Annotated in this window: 12 protein-coding genes; 9 read left to right on the plus strand and 3 right to left on the minus strand. The window is 33.0% G+C overall.

What is annotated here, in order from left to right:
• Positions 1-182: 182 nt before the first annotated feature.
• Together RCH18_RS12810 and RCH18_RS12815 are read right to left on the minus strand one after the other, a co-directional pair.
• On the minus strand, positions 183-1,115 hold the full coding sequence (locus tag RCH18_RS12810) for a peptidylprolyl isomerase (RefSeq protein WP_326937155.1): 933 nt from the start codon (positions 1,113-1,115) through the stop codon (positions 183-185).
• A 161-nt stretch (positions 1,116-1,276) separates the two neighbouring features.
• Complete coding sequence (locus RCH18_RS12815; protein WP_326937176.1) at positions 1,277-3,403, minus strand: M3 family metallopeptidase; 2,127 nt, start codon at positions 3,401-3,403, stop codon at positions 1,277-1,279.
• 169 nt (positions 3,404-3,572) lie between these two features.
• Here RCH18_RS12815 and RCH18_RS12820 point away from each other — a divergent pair, with 169 nt between their 5' ends.
• The 7 genes from RCH18_RS12820 to RCH18_RS12850 all read left to right on the plus strand — a co-directional run bounded on the left by RCH18_RS12820 (position 3,573) and on the right by RCH18_RS12850 (position 13,537).
• Positions 3,573-6,089 carry a M14 family zinc carboxypeptidase gene (locus RCH18_RS12820; RefSeq protein ID WP_326937156.1) on the plus strand — a complete coding sequence of 839 codons (2,517 nt, stop codon included), beginning with the start codon at positions 3,573-3,575 and terminating at the stop codon, positions 6,087-6,089.
• Between the two features lie 181 nt (positions 6,090-6,270).
• The gene (gene trmD, locus RCH18_RS12825) at positions 6,271-6,948 is read left to right on the plus strand and encodes a tRNA (guanosine(37)-N1)-methyltransferase TrmD (protein ID WP_326937157.1); all 678 of its coding nucleotides are present in this window, start codon (positions 6,271-6,273) and stop codon (positions 6,946-6,948) included.
• Between the two features lie 414 nt (positions 6,949-7,362).
• On the plus strand, positions 7,363-7,713 hold the full coding sequence (gene rplS / locus RCH18_RS12830) for a 50S ribosomal protein L19 (protein ID WP_326937158.1): 351 nt from the start codon (positions 7,363-7,365) through the stop codon (positions 7,711-7,713).
• Positions 7,714-8,036: 323 nt separating this feature from the next.
• Complete coding sequence (locus tag RCH18_RS12835) at positions 8,037-9,260, plus strand: isocitrate dehydrogenase (NADP(+)) (protein WP_326937159.1); 1,224 nt, start codon at positions 8,037-8,039, stop codon at positions 9,258-9,260.
• Positions 9,261-9,389: 129 nt separating this feature from the next.
• Positions 9,390-11,771 (plus strand): TonB-dependent receptor, encoded by a 2,382-nt coding sequence (locus tag RCH18_RS12840; protein WP_326937160.1) that lies wholly within the window; start codon positions 9,390-9,392, stop codon positions 11,769-11,771.
• A 5-nt stretch (positions 11,772-11,776) separates the two neighbouring features.
• Positions 11,777-12,598, plus strand: a complete 822-nt coding sequence (locus tag RCH18_RS12845; protein ID WP_326937161.1) for a DUF4249 domain-containing protein — start codon at positions 11,777-11,779, stop codon at positions 12,596-12,598.
• A 276-nt stretch (positions 12,599-12,874) separates the two neighbouring features.
• Positions 12,875-13,537: a thiamine diphosphokinase gene (locus tag RCH18_RS12850; RefSeq protein ID WP_326937162.1), complete on the plus strand. Its 663-nt coding sequence runs from the start codon at positions 12,875-12,877 to the stop codon at positions 13,535-13,537.
• Positions 13,538-13,540: 3 nt separating this feature from the next.
• On the opposite strand, the gene RCH18_RS12855 is transcribed toward RCH18_RS12850, so the two are convergent.
• Positions 13,541-14,407 (minus strand): alpha/beta fold hydrolase, encoded by an 867-nt coding sequence (locus RCH18_RS12855; protein WP_326937163.1) that lies wholly within the window; start codon positions 14,405-14,407, stop codon positions 13,541-13,543.
• Positions 14,408-14,582: 175 nt separating this feature from the next.
• Between RCH18_RS12855 and rlmF the strand changes: the two genes are divergently transcribed.
• Positions 14,583-15,545 carry a 23S rRNA (adenine(1618)-N(6))-methyltransferase RlmF gene (rlmF, locus tag RCH18_RS12860; RefSeq protein WP_326937164.1) on the plus strand — a complete coding sequence of 321 codons (963 nt, stop codon included), beginning with the start codon at positions 14,583-14,585 and terminating at the stop codon, positions 15,543-15,545.
• A gap of 285 nt (positions 15,546-15,830) precedes the next feature.
• On the plus strand, positions 15,831-18,845 hold the full coding sequence (locus tag RCH18_RS12865) for a TonB-dependent receptor (protein ID WP_442788161.1): 3,015 nt from the start codon (positions 15,831-15,833) through the stop codon (positions 18,843-18,845).
• Positions 18,846-18,915 lie beyond the last annotated feature (70 nt).

An 18,915-nucleotide genomic window follows, 5' to 3' on the forward strand; every position in this document is an offset into this window, starting at 1 on the left:
TCGAAGATTTACCCGAACAGGCGAAGCAATGTCAACAAATAAGAGCAACAAACAAAGATTCTTCCTTCGTCAGAATAACAAAGTTGGAGAGCTAAAAGCTTACTATATTGACATTGACCTCGTACTTCAAAGCTTGTACCTAATACTTCAAATTTCGTAACTCGTACCTCAAACCTCGTAACTTACTTAACTTCCATTAACTCAACGTCAAAAATCAAAGTTGCATTTGGTGGAATTGCTCCTCCAGCACCACGAGATCCATATCCTAAATGAGATGGAATTACAAAACGTGCTTTATCACCTACTTGAAGTAAAGCGATACCTTCATCCCATCCTTCAATAACTTGACCTTGACCTAATTTAAATTCAATTGGTTTTTTCCTTGGATAAGAAGAATCAAAAACTTTCCCGTTTTCTAATGATCCTTCATAATGAACTGAAACTGTTTTACCACTTTCTGCTTGTTTACCTTCACCTCTTTGTATGAATTGGTAACGCAATCCGCTCTCTGTTTTTTCAAAACCAGCTGCTAGTTTTTCCATAGCTGCTTCAGCATCTGCTTTTAAAGTAACATCACGTTTGTTACGCGCTCCTTTAAAAGTGATAAAAGCTTCAACTGCATTCCAGTTTTTAGCTTCTTCACCTTCTCTAATAATTTCCAAAGATTCTAAAACATCTCCTTGCTCAACAGCATCTACAATATCTTGTCCTTCTACAACATGACCAAAAACAGTGTGTTTGTTATCCAACCAATCTGTTGGGATATGCGTAATGTAAAATTGAGAACCATTTGTTCCCGGTCCTGAGTTAGCCATAGCTAAAACTCCTGGACGGTTGTGTTTTAAACTTGGATGAAATTCGTCATCAAACTTGTATCCTGGATCTCCAGTTCCTGTTCCTTGTGGACAACCACCTTGAATCATGAAATCAGGAATTACTCTGTGAAATTTTAAACCATCGTAAAATTTAACTCCTTGCGGTTTTACTTTATTTTCAATATTTCCTTCTGCTAATCCTACGAAGTTTCCAACAGTTCCTGGAGTCAAATCGTATGTTAGTTTTACTAAAATAACACCTTTTGTAGTGATGAACTTAGCATATATTCCGTTTTCCATTTTTATAAAATTTTTATTGAAGGGCAAATTTACGAATTTAATTAGAGAATTACCAAAGTGATTGGAATACAAATTGAACTTCCATCAATCGCAGATATTATTAGCAACCAAAAAAAATGGCATCCATCAAGGATACCATTTTTAATAAATAGTACAATGGATTATTTTACATTTAATCCCGCGTTGTTCAAATACGATTGAACTTGCATTTCTTTACCAATAAAATCCTTAAAAGCTTTGTTTAAATCTACACTGTTACCAACTGATAAAATGTATTTTCTAAATCGTTCTGAATTTTCTCTTGTTAATCCACCATTTTCCTGCATCCAATCATAAACTGTGTAATCTAAAGTTTTTGACCAAGTATAAGCATAATAACCTGCAGCATACCCACCGCCCCAAATATGAGCAAAGTAAGGTGAATGGTATCTTGGGGGAACTTCATCTACTAATAAACCATATTTAGCTAGTGCTTCTTTTTCAAATTCTAATGTTGGTTTAAAATCCGTCTCCTTTTCTACTCTGTGCCAAGCCATGTCTAAGGTTGCCGCTGCTAAAAGCTCAGTCACTACGTATCCTTTATTAAAAGTATCTGCCTTTTTTATTTTGTCAATCAACGCTTGCGGTATCACTTCTTTCGTTTTATAATGAATCGCATAATTTTTTAAAATTGTAGGATCTAAAGCCGCATGCTCATTAATTTGTGATGGGAACTCAACGTAATCTCTTGGCACTGATGTTCCAGAAAGAGATTCATATTGCTGATTAGCAAATAATCCGTGTAAAGTATGACCAAATTCGTGAAACATAGTGGTCACATCGTCAAAACTTATTAATGAAGCATTTCCATCGATAGGTTTAGAGAAATTATAAACATTTACAATAACAGGTTTTTGTTTTAAATAATGGGACTGACTCACAAAATTATTCATCCATGCACCGCCACTTTTATTATCTCTGGTATAAAAATCTAAATAGTAAATAGCAAGAGATGAACCATCGTTATCAAATACTTCATACACTTTTACATCAGGATGATAAACTGGCAAATCCGTTCTTTCCTTGAATGTGATACCATACATTTGCTTTGCAGCAAAAAAGACTCCTTTTTCTAGAACGGTACCGATTTCAAAATAAGGTTTAATTTCACTTTCATCCAAATCGTATTTGGCCTTACGCACTTGTTCAGAGTAAAAATCCCAATCCCAAGGCTCTAATTTAAATCCTCCATTTTGAGAATCTATTAAATCTTGAATTTCCTTAGCTTCTACTTTAGCTTTGGCAACAGCTGGAGCAGCAAGTTTAGCTAATAATTCCATTGCTGGTGCTGGTGATTGCGCCATTTGATCTTGTAATTTCCATTCAGCAAAACTCTTTTTACCCATTAGCTTAGCTTTTTGTAAACGCAATTTTGCGATCTTTTCTAAAACTTCACGTGTATCGCCATCATCATTTTTTTCTGCACGATACCATGACGCTTTAAATATTTTCTCTCTACTAGCGCGACTAGTTAAACTAGCAAGAACAGGCTGTTGTGTGGTATTCAATAAATTAATTAAGTACTTTCCATCACTTCCTGCCTCGGTAGCTCTTGCTTTTGCAGCAGCAATTTCGCCAGCACTCATTCCGTTGAGTTCTTTAGCATCATCAAATAAAATAGCTCCGTTTTTACGAGCTATTAAAAGTTTGTTACCAAACAGCGTACTCAAACTTGCTAACTCGCCATTGATTTTTTTCATTTTATCTTTATCAGCAGCAGATAAATTAGCTCCAGCCAATTCAAATTTTTGCAAATAATATTCTGTCAATTTTTTGTCTTCTCCTTTTAAACTAGCTAAATTAATTGCTTTAAACCGGTTATATAACTGACTGTTTAAGTAAATCTTATCGCTATGTGCTGAGAAAACAGGCGCATATTCCGCTTCTATAGATTGTAGCGTAGGATTAGTATTTGAACCCGTTAAGTTATAAAAAGCGCTGGTCGAGCGTGACAAATCTATACCACTGGTTTCTAAAGCTACAACTGTGTTTAAGAAAGTAGGTTTTGTTTTATTTGTAGCAATCTTGCTAACTTCTTGATCATGAACTTTTAATGCGTACTCAAAAGCTGGTTTGTAATGTTCATCTTTGAATAAATTAAATGGTGGTGCTTGATATTGCAATGTACTTTTTTGTAAAAGAGGATTTGTCAGTTTTACAGATTGTGTTTGCGCATAAAGACTTTGCGTTGATAATGCAACGGTTAATAGTGCCGAACTGGCCAAAACAATTTTTGAAATAAATCGCATCATTAGTTTTTTAAAATTTGGGTATAAATGTAATCAAAAAACAACATTCAGAATTTGTAATCAAGTACTAGTTTTTGAGATTTTTGATAATTTATAGAATATTCCAAAAACTTAATTACTTTAGTAGTTCCAAATTATTCATAAACAACAACTAAAAAACCAAGCATCAATGAAACAATTACTAACTTTTTGCCTTTTATTTTGCGGATTACTGAATGCGCAAAATCAAACCACTTTAGAGTATTATCTTCCTCAAAACACTACTTACAATAAAAACATTCCTACTCCTAAAAGTATATTCCATTTTGAATTAGGAGAAATGCACACTGATCATACGCAAGTGGCAAATTATATGAACGTAGTAGCGAAAGCATCAGATCGAATTTCTATTGAAACTACCGGTTATACTTACGAAAACAGACCACTACAATTACTTACAATTTCAAGCCCTAAAAATTTAGCAAATATTGATGCCATTCTAAAGAGACATCAAGCTATCTCAGATGCTGGATCTAATAATAATGATCTTTCTGATCTGCCTATTGTTATTTATCTTGGATACTCTATTCATGGAAATGAATCCAGCGGAACTGGAGCCGCGATTGCACTAGCTTATTATCTTGCGGCAGGAGAAAGTCCAGAACTTGAAAAAACATTAGATAACACGATTATTTTACTTGATCCTTGCTTTAATCCTGATGGATTGCAACGTTTTTCGAGTTGGGTAAATAGTAATAAAAGCACCAACTTAGTTACTGATTCTAACGATAGAGAGTTTAATGAAATGTGGCCTAGAGGACGTTTCAACCATTACTGGTTTGATATGAACAGAGACTGGCTTCCAGTACAACTTCCAGAAAGTCAAGCAAGAATAAGATCATACCGTAAATGGATGCCAAATGTATTGTGTGATTTTCATGAAATGGGAACTGACGCTACTTATTTCTTTCAACCTGGAGAACCAACGCGAACGAATCCGCTGACTCCAGAACTGAACCAAATCCTGACTAAAAAAATTGCTGGTTATCACGCAAGAGCGTTGGATAAAATAGGAAGTTCTTATTTTATTGAGAAAAATTTTGATGATTTTTATTATGGTAAAGGGTCGTCCTATCCTGATATTAATGGTTCGATAGGGATTTTATTTGAGCAAGCAAGCTCACGCGGTCATGCGCAAGAAAGTGCTAATGGTATTTTGACTTTCCCTTTCACCATCAGAAATCAATTTACCACTAGTTTGTCTTCAATACAAGCAGCTTATGAAATGCGAAAAGAATTACTGGAATACCAAAGAGATTTTTATGTAAAAGCTCGAAATGACGGTAAAAAAAGCGCAACAAAAGGATATATTTTTGGCGATGAAAAAGACGCAACACGTGTAAATGAATTGGCAAAAATCCTAAATCAGCATAAAATTGAAATGCTGAAATTGAAAGAAGATATTACCATAAACAAAAAGAAATTTGATAAAAACCTAAGTTATATCATTCCTGTTGATCAACAAAACACAAAGTTAATCAACGCTATTTTTGATAGACAAACAAAGTTTAAGGATAGCTTGTTTTATGATATTTCAACATGGAGTTTTGATTTAGCTTTTAATCTAAATTTTGAAGCTCTGAATTCAATAGCACAAGCTGGAGCTAAATACCAACCCGTTATCAAAAAAGGTTTGGTTACTAAGAAAAGTAATATTGGTTATTTACTCGAATGGACGGATTACGATTCGCCTAAACTTTTAAATCAAATATTGTCTAAAAACTTGCGAGTTAGAGCCACTAAACAACCTTTTACATCTGCTGGCAAAACATATTCTTATGGTACACTTTTCGTTCCGGTTCAAAATCAAGAAATGGATTCAGATGCATTGTTTGAATATTTAAACAAGATAATAGTTGATTATGCTATAGAAATTGCAGCAGTAGATACTGGTTTTACAGAGGGAATCAATTTAGGAAATCCAAGTTTTGTAACCCTAACGCAACCAAAAGTAGCGATGGTCGTAGGACAAGGCGTTGACCCTTCTGACGCTGGTGAAATTTGGCATCTTTTAGACCAAAAAGCAGCAATGCCTTTGACTAAAATAAATTTAGAACAATTGCAAAATGTAGATCTTAATAGATACACCACTTTAATTTTAGCAAATGGAAATTATAATGGGTTTTCCAATAAAGCGATTGCAAAAATAGAGCAATGGATTCAAACAGGTGGAACTTTAATCGCATATCAGGATGCTATCAAATGGTTGAATGATGTAAAGTTTATAGATGTGACTTTCAAAACTATAAAAAACGAAGCTAAAAATATTTCATTTGAAAAAGCTGATGATTATCGTGGTGCAAAATTAATTTCGGGGGCAATATTTGAAACCAAATTAGATTTGTCACATCCTATCAATTTTGGAATGCCAAGAAATACATTACCCATTTTTAGAAATACATCAATAATTATGGAACCGAATAAAAGCAGTTTTAATAATCCTATTCGATACACGAAAAACCCATTAATAAGCGGTTATATCTCAAAAGAGAATTTAGATTTGCTAAAAGAAACAGTACCTTTTCAATCCATACGAAAAGGCGATGGTAGAATTATTATTTTTACGGACAACACTAATTTCAGAGCATTTTGGCTAGGTACAGAAAAATTATTGTGGAACGCTATTTTCTTTAGCAAATTGATGTAAGTTGGAAATTTTGGCTTTATCAAAATAATATAATTCTCAATCCTGTTTGGCGAAAACCAAGCAGGATTTTCTTTTTCGAACAATCGATTACATTGTGTGATATACAACCGCCTAACTCAAAAACAACTACAACTGCTAAAAAAAACATTGTACATTTACGCTTTCAAATAAAAATAAAATTATGCGTATTGATATTGTTACAGTTTTACCTGAATTACTAAGAAGTCCTTTTGAAGCTTCTATAATGAAACGCGCGATTGAAAAAGGGATAGTTGAAGTTCATTTTCATAATTTACGTGATTACACCACTAATAGACAGAAAAGCGTTGATGATTATCCTTACGGCGGCGGTGCAGGTATGGTTATGACTGTGCAACCAATTGACGCCTGCATTACACATTTAAAAAGTGAGAGAGAATACGATGAAATCATATATATGTCGCCTGATGGAGAAACTTTAAATCAAAAAATGGCTAACACGATGTCGATGTATGAAAATATTATTATTCTTTGTGGTCATTATAAAGGAGTGGATCAACGTGTAAGAGAGCATTTTATTACAAAAGAAATTTCAATAGGTGACTATGTTTTAAGTGGCGGAGAATTAGGAGCATTAGTTTTATCAGATGCTTTAATCAGACTAATTCCTGGTGTTTTAAGTGATGAAACATCAGCTTTGACAGATAGTTTTCAAGATGGATTACTTTCTGGTCCTATTTATACAAGACCTGCAGATTATAGAGGTTGGAAAGTCCCAGAGGTATTAACCAGCGGAAATTTTGCCAAAATTGATAAATGGCGTGAAGATATGGCGTATGAACATACTAAAAATAGAAGACCGGATTTGTTAGAGGAATAGACAGTGATTCGTGATTGGTGATTCGTGATGCGTGATTGGTGATTCGTGATTCGTGATTCGTGATGCGTGATTCGTGATGCGTGATTCGTGATGCGTAATTGCTGATTCGTGATGCGTACTGCGTGATGCGTGATGCGTGATGCGTGATTGGTGATTTGTGATTGGTTCGCAATGATTGCTGGACAGTATTTAATTGCTTCTAAAATAGCTTTGTTTAAAACTGGAAATTATATTTTTAAATTCCAAATTTTAACTAAAATTTTAAATTAGCTTCTTGTCAGGAAATATCAAAGTGAATATAAATATAAAACTTGTTAATTAAAACAATAGTCCTATATTTGCACCCGAATTCAGATTAACCTCTGGCGAGATCCGCGAATGTTGATTTGATAAAAAACCATAATTAAAGATATCATGGCAGATTTGATGAAATTCGTTCAAAACGAATTAGTTGCAAAAAAAGATTTCCCAGTTTTCGCAGCAGGTGATACTATCACTGTTTACTACGAAATTAGAGAGGGTGAAAAAACAAGAACACAGTTTTTTAAAGGAGTTGTTATCCAAAGAAGAGGTTCTGCTAATACAGAAACTTTTACAATTCGTAAAATGTCAGGTGCTATTGGAGTAGAGCGTATCTTCCCAGTTAACTTGCCAGCTTTACAAAAAATTGAAATTAACAAAAAAGGTTCAGTTCGTAGAGCAAGAATTTTCTACTTTAGAGAACTTACCGGTAAAAAAGCAAAAATTAAAGACAAAAGAAGATAGTTTACTATCCTTTTACAATAAGAAATCCTCAACAATGTTGGGGATTTTTTTTTGTAAAAATAAAATATAATTATTTTGGTAAAAATCAGCGATCTACAATTCATTTTATTTTAAAACAGAAATAACACAATTGCTATGATTTTTGAAATCATAAATTAGATGCCAAAATATTTCCATATTCGTGATTAGTTATTTGTAAAATACTGATTTGATAATTAAACTATTCCTGTGCAAACTTAGATGAAACTGACTACCTTATACGAAATCGTTTTATTACCTTTGTGCCTATTTTGAAAAACAAGAATTATATTTACCAATACATTATGACAAAAATTAAAGTAGCTAATCCAGTAGTTGAATTGGATGGAGATGAAATGACACGAATTATATGGTCTTTTATTAAAGATAAATTAATTCTTCCTTATTTAGACTTAGATATTAAATATTATGATTTAGGAATGGAAAGTAGAGATGCTACGAATGACCAAATCACAATTGATTCTGCTGAAGCCATCAAAAAATACAATGTTGGTATTAAATGCGCTACTATTACTCCTGATGAAGATCGTGTAAAAGAATTTGGCTTAAAAAAAATGTGGAAATCTCCAAACGGCACTATACGTAATATTGTAGGTGGAACCGTTTTCCGTGAGCCTATCATAATGAAAAATGTTCCTCGCTATGTGCAAGGTTGGACAAAACCTATCGTTATTGGTCGTCACGCTTTTGGGGATCAATATAAAGCTACTGATACGGTAATTAAAGGAAAAGGAAAGTTGACTATGACTTTTGTTCCTGAAGAAGGAGAAACTCAAACTTGGGAAGTTTACGATTATAAAGGTGACGGTGTTGCAATGTCTATGTATAACACAGACGAAAGTATATACGGATTTGCTCACTCTTCATTTCAAATGGCTTTGACAAAAAAATGGCCTTTGTACCTTTCGACAAAAAACACAATTTTAAAGGCTTATGATGGTCGTTTCAAAGATGTTTTTGAAGAAGTGTTTCAAGCTAATTACAAAACTCAATTTGAAGAAGCTGGAATTACTTACGAACACCGATTGATTGATGACATGGTTGCATCAGTTATGAAATGGAATGGCGGATTTGTTTGGGCTTGCAAAAACTATGATGGCGATGTGCAATCAGATACTGTTGCGCAAGGTTTTGGTTCACTAGGATTAATGACTTCTGTGTTAGTAACTCCTGATGGAAAAACTGTTGAGGCTGAAGCGGCACACGGTACCGTAACGAGACACTTTAGACAACATCAACAAGGAAAAGCAACATCTACTAATCCTATTGCTTCTATTTTTGCATGGACAAGAGGATTAGAACACAGGGGAAAATTAGACGAAAATCAACCATTAATTGATTTCTGTCGTACTCTAGAACAAGTGTGTATAGATACTGTAGAAAGTGGAAAAATGACTAAAGATTTAGCAATGCTTGTTAAACCAGAAGGATTAACTCCAGCTGATTATTTAACAACTGAAGCTTTCTTAGCAGCAATAAAAGAAAACTTAGATACTAAATTAGCTTAATTTATTTTATGAACTATAATAAAAGACGACTGGAAACAGTTGTCTTTTTTTTTACCAACAATACATTAACAATTGTTGACTGAAATTTTACACCGTTTTTGTTGAAATTTGCAATTCAAAATATAAAAAATGATTACAAAAAAAATTATACCCTTTCTAATTTTTATCTTCTGTTTTACCACTTCTTTTTCGCAAGAAAAATTTACTCTTAGTGGAACAATTATGGATGTGAATACAAATGAAACATTAATTGGTGTAAACATTGTCATTCCGCAGCTAAAAACTGGAGTTACAACTAATGAATATGGATTTTATTCCATTACACTTCCCCAAGGAAAGTATACCCTACAAATAAGTTCTATAGGATTTCAAACTGTTGAAGAGTCAATAGAACTAAATCAAAGCACCAAAAAAAATTATAAATTATTTGGTAATGAAACAGCTTTAAAAGAAGTGATTATTACTGATAACAAAACGAAAACAGATATTAAGCGACCAGAAATGAGCGTAAACAAACTCTCGATTTCTGCTATTAAAAAAATGCCTGTCGTTCTTGGTGAAGTAGATATTATCAAATCCCTTTTATTACTACCTGGAGTTACAAATGCTGGCGAAGGCGCTTCTGGTTTTAATGTTCGTGGTGGTGGCGCTGATCAAAATTTAATTTTGTTAGATGAAGCAATGATTTTTAACTCTTCGCATGTCTTTGGATTTTTCTCAGTCTTTAATCCAGATGCAATTAAGGATTTAAAATTATACAAAGGCGGAATTCCAGCGCGTTACGGTGGAAGAGCTTCTTCTGTCTTAGATATCTATCAAAAAGATGGAAGTAGCAAAAGTTTTAAAGTCAATGGTGGAATTGGATTAATATCAAGTCGAATCTTAGCCGAAGGACCATTAGTGAAAGACAAAGGCTCTTTTCTTATTGGCGGTCGTAGCTCGTATGCACACTTATTTTTAAAATTATCAGAAAAACAGAAAGATAATGCTGCTTACTTTTATGATTTGAATACCAAACTAAGTTATAAACTAGATCCAAATAATAATTTATACTTATCCGGCTATTTTGGTAGAGATGTTTTTTCGTTAAACAAAAGCTTTACTAACACTTATGGAAATGCAACTTTAAATTTAAGATGGAATCATCTATTCTCTGATAAGTTATTTTCAAACTTATCACTTATTTATAGCGATTATTACTACGGCTTAGATTTAGATTTTGTAGGCTTCAAATGGGATTCTGGTATAAAAAATTATAATATCAAATATGATTTTAAGAACTATATATCGGATAAATTCAAATTGAATTATGGCGTAAATGGTATTTATTATGAATTTAATCCTGGAACGATAAAACCATCTGATGAAAATTCAGGAATCAATTTTGATCAATTGGATAAAAAATATGCTTTTGAACCTGCACTATATTTAAACGCAGATCATGATATTTCAAATAAAGTTTCTGTTTCTTACGGACTTCGGTACAGTTTATTTTACCGTTTAGGGCAATCAGATGTAAATATTTATCAAAATAATAATCCAGTAACTTTCAATACAGACTTGCAGATTTACGAAAAAGCCATACCCATTGGAACTAAATCTTTTAGTAAAAACAAATCTATGAAATCTTATAATTATCTAGAACCGCGTTTTTCTTTAGCGTATCAATTAGATGATGATCAATCGATAAAAACGAGTTACAATAGAATGGTTCAATATTTACAATTAATTTCAAACACCTCCTCTCCTACACCACTTGATATATGGACACCAAGTGATGCATTTATAAAGCCTCAAATTGCAGATCAAGTTGCTCTTGGTTATTTTAGAAATTTAAAAGAAGGCGAATACTCTTTAGAAGTTGAAACCTACTATAAAACCGTAAAAAATAGATTAGATTATATAGACGGAGCAGATTTAATTGCAAACAAAGCTATAGAGCAAGTGATCTTAAATGGTGAACTCAGATCTTACGGTTTAGAATTGATGTTTAGAAAAAATGAGGGAAGATTGAATGGATGGATTGCTTATACATTAGCAAAATCACAGCAAAGAACTCCGGGAAGAACAGTAAACGAACTTGGAATTAATAACGGTAATTGGTACAATTCAGTATATGATAAATTACATAACATAGCAATAACAAGCGCATATAACTTGAATGATAAATGGTCTTTTGGTGCAAACTTTGCTTTTCAAACAGGTCAGCCTGTAACGTATCCAAATGGTCAGTACCAATATCTAGGAATTACAGTTCCAAGTTATGGATTACGCAATGAAAATAGACTTCCTGCTTACCATCATTTAGATATCTCTGCAACTCTAACACCTAGAAAAAACATAAACCGAAATTGGAAAGGCGAATGGGTTTTTAGCATTTACAATTTATACAATCGTAAAAATGCAGCAGCTATCAATTTTAGGCAAAATTCAGATAGTGGCAATAATGAAGCTGTGAAAACATCCATCTTTGGAATGGTTCCAGCAGTTAGTTATAATTTTAAATTTTAATTATTATGAAACAAATATCATTTATACTACTTTTATTCATAGCCTTTTTCACAACAAGTTGTGAAGATGTTATCGATTTAAATTTAGATACCGCGGCACCAAAACTGGTTATAACAGCGTCAATAAATTGGAAAAAAGGGAGCACTGGAAACCAACAAAAAATTATTTTATCAACCACTACAAGTTTTTACAGTAAAGATATTCCTAAAGTTTCTGGAGCAATTATTACTGTAAAAAATAGCGAAAATCTTACTTTTAAATTTGTAGAATCAACTACAAAAGGAGAATATATATGCTCTAATTTTCTTCCTGTTCTAAATGAAACATATAGATTAACTGTTATCAGTAATGGAGAAACCTATACTGCGAATGAAATATTGCAAGCGGTTGCTCCAATTACTAATATTGAGCAAAATGATGAGGGTGGATTTACTGGCGATCAAATAGAAATTAAAACTTTTTATTCAGATCCTACTAATCAGGCTAACTATTATTTGTACAAATATAGCTACTCTAATCAAGTGAAATCTAACTATTATGTAGATCAAGATGAGTTTTTTAATGGTAATAAATTTTTTAGTGTTTCTCAAAACGATGATTTAAAAAAAGGAGATAAAGTAGACGTTACACATTTTGGAATATCGAAGCAATATTATAATTATATGAGTGTGTTAGTCAGTATTTCTAATAATGCTGGAGGCGGACCATTTCAGTCACCACCAGCAACAGTAAGGGGAAATATAATCAACACTACTAAATTTGATAATTATCCACTAGGCTATTTTTCTTTAAGTGAAATAGATACTAAAAGTTATACTATAGAATAATTTTTGTTTATTAATTTTTAAAAGCATTTCCAGCTTTTCATTACAAGTTCACTTAAAAAAAAATTTTTTTTCCAATGTTCTTGCAAGAGCTTCTTTTAGTCGCTTTGCGAGAACAGGAAAAAATGATTTTTTGTCGCGTGAAGCTTTTCATTTCAATCTGGGCTAAAAAGTAAATCAAATAGTATAGCTCAAAACTTCAACTACTCTATTTTAAAAGTGAGATTATTTTATATCTTGGTCTCATTCGTAAATCTTAACTCCTAAATAATAATCGCAATGTCTTCACACCATATCGTTAGGGATGATCAAGAACCAGCATTAATTATTGCAAATGGTGCATCGTGTAATCCTGAATTATTAGGTCAGTTACTAGAATGGTCTCCTTTAATTATTGTACTTGATTCTGCAATGGAAAGAGTTATGAAATTAAACATAAAAGTGGATGTTCTTTTAGGCGATTTTGATCGCGATTTTAATTTTGAACAATATAAAACGCTGCAATATCCAATAGAAATAATTCACACACCTGATCAAAACAAAACCGATTTAGAAAAAGCATTTGATTATTTAATAGAGAGAAAAATTCCGGCGGTAAATGTCGTTTGGGCAACAGGGCGAAGAGCTGATCATACCATTACTAACATTACAAACATTGTGCGCTACAGAGATTTGCTCAAAATTGTTATTTTAGATGATCATTCAAAAGTTTTCCTATTGCCTAAAACATTCCAAAAATGGTATACAGCAAACACTCCCATTTCGTTAATTCCGGTTGGGCATGTTACTGGCATTCATTCGCAAAACTTATTTTATCCGCTGGAAAATGATACATTAACTATTGGTTTTCGAACAGGAAGTAGCAATCATGCAGCTCAAGACGGAATTGTAACCATAGAACACAATGAAGGAGACATGTTGTTAATGGAATGTTTGGACTAAATTTTACTGTAATTTCAGTAAAGCATTTCTAATAATTTCATAGTGGCTCCAAGGAATAAAATGATTAGCTTTTTGGATAGTTATGGTATCCATTGACTTTGCATTTACAAAGTTCTTTGTCATAAAAGCAACATTACTGTAGGGCACTAAAACATCTTTAGTTCCGTGAACAATGGTAACATTTGTAATGATCTTGTGCAACTCAGGCTTTAAATTAAATAGATCTTTTTTCAACCACCACAATTCATCGTTTGAAGGTCTTAATGCACCCGGAATCAAATACCTAACTGGAGAAACCATGATGATTTTTCTCCACTTCTCAGGATTCTCCGCTTTTGGATCCAATGAGCCTGCGAGTATAACAATATTTGAATACCAATCTGGATGGTCTAAAGCTAACTTTGCTACTACTGGTCCACCTACAGAGTGTCCGACTAAAATTAATGGCTTTTTGTTCCGAATCACTTTTATAAACTCTGAAATTCTTTGTGACTGAACGCTTAAATTCTGAGCTTCGCCAAAATCACTATAACCAAAACCTGGGCGATCAATAGCAATCAATCTGTACTTTTTTAATAGTAAAGTGTCCGCGAGATATTCCTTAAAAGCGTTCCAACTTCCTGGTGAACCGTGAATAAAAAGAAGCGTTGGCTTTAGCGTGTCACCAGTTTCTATATAATGAATTTTATAACCATCAAATTGTTTTGTTTTATCTTTAAAAGCTACTGCGCTTTTTTCAAAATATTTTATAGTTTCCTTTTTTGAAAATCGTAAAGTCATACAGGATTGACATAATATAACATAAGTAATCATTAATAATAATGCGACATATCGTTTTTTAAAACGAATCCGATTGGAGTTTAAAACCATATTTAGTACTTTTTACGCTTATTCAGTAATTGAAGTGTATAAAAGTACTCGTTTTACAAATGGCAAAGAAGTTTATAATGCGTAACATTTAATTTTTTTATTTCTCAAATTCTCAAAAACAACCTAATTTTTTTACAAAAACACTTATCACTATCTTTACATCGAAAAATAGAAAATGAAAGAGAAAAACACTACCGAAAAAACTAATCTACATCCTAGAAATCAAGATCGATTTGGATATAATTTTGATGAATTAATTGCGGTTTATTCTGTATTAAAAAAATATGTTGCAATAAATGAACATCAAATCGAAACGATAGATTTCAGCAACCCTGAAGCTGTAAAAGCGCTAAACAAAGCTTTATTAATTCATCATTATGATATTCAAGATTGGGATATTCCTAAAGATTATCTTTGTCCTCCTATTCCTGGACGAGCTGATTATGTTCATTATATCGCTGATTTATTAGCCACAAATAATAACGGTATTATTCCCGAGGGAGAAACGGTGCAAGTGCTAGATATTGGTATTGGCGCAAATTGTATTTATCCCATTATAGGAAATGCTACTTATGGTTGGAGTTTTGTAGGAACTGACATTGATGAAAAAGCTTTACAGAATTGTAAAAATATCATTGCGGCTAATCCTAAATTAATAGATGCTATAAGTTTACAATTGCAAACCGACTCGAGATTTATTTTTAAAAATATAATCACGCCCGAAGACAAATTTTCATTTACCATTTGTAATCCGCCTTTTCATGCCTCACAAGAAGAGGCTACGAAAAGTTCCATTCGTAAAATAAATAATTTGGAATCCAGAGATATCCATAATAAAAGTACACAACCACTCTTAAATTTTGGTGGGCAAAATGCAGAATTATGGTGTAAAGGTGGTGAACTAGGGTTTATCACTCAGATGGCTTACGAAAGTGCTAAATATCCACTGCAATGCTTATGGTTTACCACTTTAGTTTCTAAGAAAGAAAATCTTTCTAGTATTTATAAAACGCTAAATAAAGTTAGCGCTGTTGATGTTAAAACCATTGAGATGGCTCAAGGCCAAAAAACAAGTAGAATAGTTGCATGGACTTTTATGACCGCAGCACAACAGAAAGCTTGGAAGTTTGAATTGTAACTAATTTAATTTAAAAAAGTTATGAAAATTAAATTGCGCAATCAAATATGTAGTGCTGTTGAAAAATAAGGAATTTTAATAGTAACAGCTATTTAACAACTACCAAATAAGAGAATAAATTATTAATTAACATAAATTCGGATTATAAAATAGCTTATTAACGTTATTTAAGTAGTAGATTAGCAGGATTAACTTAAATAACAAAAAATGAAAAAATTTCTACTTGTTTTAATCTTATTATTTTCAATCGGTCTGTCTGCTCAGGAAATTTAAGTTTCCGGCTTAATAACCGATGAAACCAAAGCTGCCTTACCTGGTGTAACGATTGTGGTAAAGGGAACTAAAAAAGGCACCACATCAGATATTGATGGAAAGTTCACAATCACCGCCAATTCAGGCGACATTTTACAATTCTCTTATGTAGGATTAGAAACAAAATCTGTTACTGTAAAAGGATCAGTGATCAATGTAACATTAGTAGGAAGTGGCGAAACGCTTCAAGATGTAGTGGTAATAGGATCTCGCAATCCTGCACGAACAGTAACTGAATCTGCAGTGCCTATTGATGTAATTTCTATGAAAGAAATCGCTTCCCAAGGTCCGCAAGTGAATTTGAATCAAATTTTGAATATGGTTGCTCCATCATTCACTTCAAACACTACTACTGTTGCTGATGGAACAGATCATATTGATCCAGCGCAATTGAGAGGTTTAGGCCCAGATCAAGTTTTAGTATTGGTAAATGGCAAAAGAAGACATACTTCTGCATTAGTAAATATAAACGGTTCTCCTGGTCGTGGATCTGTAGGTACAGATTTGAATGCTATTCCTGCTTTTGCAATAGAAAAAATCGAGGTATTAAGAGACGGTGCTTCTGCTCAATATGGATCTGATGCTATTGCTGGTGTAATTAATATCAATGTAAAGAAAAACACCAATAAATTAGATGTTAATCTTTTTGGAGGAGGACACTTTTCTAAAGGAGCAAACGACCATAGAGGTGGTGTTGATGGAAGCAATTATCAATTAGACTTAAATTACGGTACCAGTTTAGGTAAAGAAAAAAGTTTTATTAATGCAACTGCCAGTTTTCAATTAAGAGATTATACAAGTAGAGCCAGAGATGTGCAAACTTCATTATTTAACGGCTACAATGCTATTGAAGACAGAGCAGCAGCGGCTGGAACTAATATTAATTCTTTATTTGGTAATATTACTAATACACCAAATACTGCACAAATACTTACAGTACTAAAACAATATGCACCAGCTGTTAGCTATTTTACGCCAGCACAGCAAACTGCAATTCAAGGTGCAGGATCTATTGCTGATATGCAATCTGCCTTAAACTTTGACGCTTCTGCTGGAGAATTGGCGTACAGAAAATTAGAGCGAAGGGATTTTAGCATGAAAGTTGGACAATCCGCAGTAAAAAGTGCTCAATTCTTTTTGAATGCTGCTTATCCAATCACAGATAAAATAGAAGCGTATGCTTTTGGTGGAACAAGTTTTAGAGATGGTGATGCTGCTGGATTTTATAGAAAACCAAACCAATCTAGATCGTATACAGGTATATATCCAAATGGTTTTTTACCCGAAATTCATACAGCAATTAATGATGTTTCTATTGCAGCAGGACTTAGAGGTACGATCTTTGAAAATTGGAATTTTGATTTAAGTAATACTTATGGTAAAAATGCTTTAGATTACTCTATTGAAAATACAATTAATACTACCCTAAGAGAGAAATCTCCAACTATATTTGATGCTGGTGGTTTGGCTTTCGCCCAAAACACAACAAATTTTGACATGAATAGAAAATTTGACAAATTAAATGTTGCTTTTGGTGCAGAATACCGTAATGAAAACTTCACTATTACTCAGGGTGAACCAGATTCCTATTTTCAATACGATATTAACGGATCTCCAGTAACAGGTACAACTCCAAATAATGTTAAAGTTACGGACTTTTACGATGGTGTTCTAGGTGGATACGCTGGTGCGATATACGGAACTGCTTCAACCACATATAACGGACAAAGGCCAGGTGGAGCACAAGTTTTTCCTGGATTTAGACCATCAAACGCGATTGATAAAGGGCGTAATAGTTTTGCTTTATACACTGATTTAGAATATGATGTAACAGAAAAATGGTTAGTTAATGGAGCACTACGTTTTGAAAATTATTCTGATTTTGGGAACACTACTAATTTTAAAGTAGCAACCCGTTATAAATTAACAGAAAATGTCAATATAAGAGGAGCCGTTTCTACAGGATTTAGAGCACCATCATTACACCTAATTTACTTTAATTCGACAGCTACACAATTCGTAGGTGGAGTACCATTTGAAGTAGGAACGTTTAGTAATGATTCGCAACCAGCCAAAGCTTTAGGAATTCCTCAATTAAAGCAAGAAAAATCTAAAAGTGCAAGTATAGGTTTTACTGCCAAAATTCCAACAGCTAATCTTACCTTAACTGCTGATGCTTATGTTGTGCAAATTAACGACAGAGTAGTTCTAACGGACCAATTTGCTCGTCCCTCTGGTAGTTTCGCAGCTGGAACACCTCAAAGAGATCTTCAACTTCAATTTGATGCAGCGGGAGCTACGGCAGCTACATTTTTTGCTAACGCAATTAATACAGAATCTAAAGGAATTGATATTGTAATTAGTCATAAAACAAATTTTGGAAATAACGTTTCATTGAAATCTGATTTATCAGGTACGTTTTCACAAACCTATAGAATTGGTGAAATAAAAGGATCTCCAACTTTAATCGCTAATGGTCAAGTTAATCGATATTATTCTGAAGCCAGTAGAGTATATTTACAAGAAGCAATTCCTAGAGTGAAAGCAAATTTATCTAATTCACTTTCTTATAAAAAGTTCGATTTCTTTTTAAGAAACGTTTATTTTGGCAAAGTTACTGATCCAAATACTGCGGATGCAAATGGAGATGGAAGAGTCGAAGGCGCAATTGTAAATGGTCAAGTAATTGAGGTAGAACACCCAATTTGGGGAGCAAAAATAATTACAGATTTGTCTGTAGGTTTCAAAATTACTCCAGCAGCCAAAGTAGTAATTGGTGCAAATAATATATTTGATATTTACCCAGATTCAAATCTTATTTCGCAAAAGGCTATTAAACCAAGATTAGTTGGTGGAGCTGTCGATTATACAGCTGCTCCATCTACTATTGATTTATCAAATGATAATCAATTTGTATATTCAAGAAACACCTCTCAGTTTGGTATGAATGGAAGATTTTTATTCGCTAGATTAAGTTTTAGTTTTTAATATTTTTCTTATTAAATATAAAACCATTCGTTAAGACGGATGGTTTTTTTTTGGCTTAAACTTAGGTAAA

It is taken from the genome of Flavobacterium sp. PL11 (genome assembly GCF_035985025.1).
GTDB lineage: Bacteria > Bacteroidota > Bacteroidia > Flavobacteriales > Flavobacteriaceae > Flavobacterium.

Coding starts and splice junctions, on each gene's coding strand:
- RCH18_RS12810 (WP_326937155.1), bottom strand. CDS start 1,115: ATGGAAAACGGAATATATGCTAAGTTCATCACTACAAAAGGTGTTATT.
- RCH18_RS12815 (WP_326937176.1), bottom strand. CDS start 3,403: ATGCGATTTATTTCAAAAATTGTTTTGGCCAGTTCGGCACTATTAACC.
- RCH18_RS12820 (WP_326937156.1), top strand. CDS start 3,573: ATGAAACAATTACTAACTTTTTGCCTTTTATTTTGCGGATTACTGAAT.
- trmD (WP_326937157.1), top strand. CDS start 6,271: ATGCGTATTGATATTGTTACAGTTTTACCTGAATTACTAAGAAGTCCT.
- rplS (WP_326937158.1), top strand. CDS start 7,363: ATGGCAGATTTGATGAAATTCGTTCAAAACGAATTAGTTGCAAAAAAA.
- RCH18_RS12835 (WP_326937159.1), top strand. CDS start 8,037: ATGACAAAAATTAAAGTAGCTAATCCAGTAGTTGAATTGGATGGAGAT.
- RCH18_RS12840 (WP_326937160.1), top strand. CDS start 9,390: ATGATTACAAAAAAAATTATACCCTTTCTAATTTTTATCTTCTGTTTT.
- RCH18_RS12845 (WP_326937161.1), top strand. CDS start 11,777: ATGAAACAAATATCATTTATACTACTTTTATTCATAGCCTTTTTCACA.
- RCH18_RS12850 (WP_326937162.1), top strand. CDS start 12,875: ATGTCTTCACACCATATCGTTAGGGATGATCAAGAACCAGCATTAATT.
- RCH18_RS12855 (WP_326937163.1), bottom strand. CDS start 14,407: ATGGTTTTAAACTCCAATCGGATTCGTTTTAAAAAACGATATGTCGCA.
- rlmF (WP_326937164.1), top strand. CDS start 14,583: ATGAAAGAGAAAAACACTACCGAAAAAACTAATCTACATCCTAGAAAT.